Origin of the sequence: Fulvimarina endophytica (assembly GCF_003403015.1) — a bacterium.
Lineage (GTDB): Bacteria > Pseudomonadota > Alphaproteobacteria > Rhizobiales > Rhizobiaceae > Fulvimarina > Fulvimarina endophytica.
In genome coordinates, this window is sequence record NZ_QURL01000024.1 from 1 (window position 1) to 2,109 (window position 2,109).

The following is a 2,109-nucleotide window of genomic DNA, read 5'->3' on the forward strand; positions in this document are numbered from 1 at the left end:
GCAGCTTCCTCCTCGATCGTCAGATCGCGCAGAAGGGTATGGATCTGGTCGCCGCTGAGGCGCGCGGGATCGAATCCGCTGGACGTGCCGACGGCCGCGAAACGCTCCGCATCACGATCGGACGTTCCCACGAACCCCATCGCCCAGTTCGGAAAGCTGCGTGTTTCGATCGGATCGAGCGCGAGAAGGGAGACATCCCCATGACGATCGTCCTGCTGGATCCGCTCGAACGCCGCCTCGACATTCGCCAGAGGGCCTTCCAGCACCTGCGCGAAGCAGCCGGCGTTGAAGAGCAGGGCGCCCGTGATCCCGTCGCGGCCGTTGTTGACGCGACTCTTGCCGAGAATGTCCTCGACATGAGCCTCGAACGTCCCGTGATCGCCGGAGATGTGGTTGCGGCTGTAGTAGACGAGCCGATAGAGGGGTTCCGTCATCGCGGAGAACCTTTCCAGTCAGTATGAGGGTTCGCAAGGAAGGCCGCCACGTGGTCGGCGGCCATCGGGCGGCCGGTCAGGAAGCCCTGGACATGGGTGCACCGCTCGCCCCGGATGCGCGCGAGCTGTTCGACCGTCTCGACGCCCTCGGCCGTGATCGCCATGCCGAGGCTGGAGCCGAGACCCGCGACGGCGCGCAGGATCGCCTCGCTGTCGGCATTGGCGTTCGCGACGAAGGAGCGGTCGATCTTGATCTTGCTGAAGGGAAATTTCTGGAGATAGCTGAGCGAGGAATAGCCGGTGCCGAAGTCGTCCATCGAGATCTTCACGCCCAGTTCGCGAAGGTCCTTCAGGGTTTTCAGGACGTTGTCCGTATCGTCGAGAAGCGCGCCCTCCGTGATCTCGATCTCCAGCCGCTCCGCCGGCAATCCGGACTTCTCCAGCGCGCTCGACACCGTCTGGAGCAGCGTATCGGCCTTGAACTGAAGCGGGGAGACGTTGACCGCGACGATCAGCTCGCCCGGCCAAGTGGCGGCCTCCATGCAGGCGGTCCGCAGCACCCACTCGCCGATCTTGACGATGAGGCCGTTCTCCTCGGCCAGCGAGATGAAGTCGAGCGGCGGGATATTGCCCTTGACCGGATGATTCCAGCGAAGAAGCGCCTCGAACCCCATGCAGGTGTCGCTCGAAAGATCGTGGAACGGCTGGTAGTTCAGGGCGAACTGCTTCAAGGCGAGGGCGCGGCGCAGGTCGATCTCCATCTCCCGGCGCTCGTGCAGGAGGACTTCCATGCCGCTTTCGAACAGGCGGTATCGGCCCCGTCCGGCACGCTTGGCCTCGTAGAGGGCGAGATCGGCGTTGCGCAGCACGTCGCGCGCCTGCCCGATATCGCCCTTGAGGGCGACGCCGACGCTTGCGCCGATATTGATGGTATGGCCGCTGAGAACATAGGTCCGACCCACGAGGTCGACGATGCGCGCCGCGAGCTTCTCGGCGTCGGAGGGGTCCTCGACGCCATGCTGGAGGACGACGAACTCGTCGCCGCCGAGGCGTGCGACGATATCCCCCTTGCGGCAGGCGCCCGTCAGTCTGTCGGCGACCTTCTTCAAAAGGAGATCGCCGATGCCGTGCCCGAGCGTATCGTTGACCATCTTGAACCGGTCGAGGTCGAGGCAGTGGACGGCCACGCCGAAATTCGGCCCCTGGGCGAGGGCTGCCGCCAGATGCGACATGAACAGCTTTCGCTTCACCAGCCCCGTGAGATCGTCGAGATCGGCACTCGCGGCCGGTTCGCCGGATGGGCCGGCGGACCGAAGGTCGACGACGAACTGACCGTCGCCGAGCGGCGTGAGCAAGGCGTCGTAGGCGACGTCCTTCCGGGTCGTGACGAGGATGGACGAGGCGTCGCGCACGGCCACCCCCGGCAGGGCGAAGCCCGGCAGGAGGTCGCGGATGTTGAGGCCGAGAATCCATCCGCCGAAGGATGTTTCGGCCGCCGCGTTCGCATAGACGATGTCGCCCTCGACGCCGATCGCGAGCACCGGATGGGAAAGATGTTCCAGAATGCGTTCGAAGCTCGGCACTTTGAACGCCTCTCGAACGAGTCTGGGCTCCGGCGCGCTCGTCGTGGTCATCACGGCTCCATCAGCGTTAGTAACGAAGCCATACTGTTGCA

General features: G+C 64.8%; 2 protein-coding genes. Both read right to left on the bottom strand.

Translation table 11 applies throughout. The features are described from left to right. Window positions 1–434 (bottom strand): BLUF domain-containing protein (locus DYI37_RS19690; protein ID WP_147307968.1); only part of this gene is annotated, 434 nt, incomplete at its 3' end. Then, window positions 431–2,068 carry a sensor domain-containing protein gene (locus DYI37_RS19695; RefSeq protein ID WP_116684976.1) on the bottom strand — a complete coding sequence of 546 codons (1,638 nt, stop codon included), beginning with the start codon at window positions 2,066–2,068 and terminating at the stop codon, window positions 431–433. The genes DYI37_RS19695 and DYI37_RS19690, both read right to left, overlap by 4 nt. Window positions 2,069–2,109: the final 41 nt, after the last annotated feature.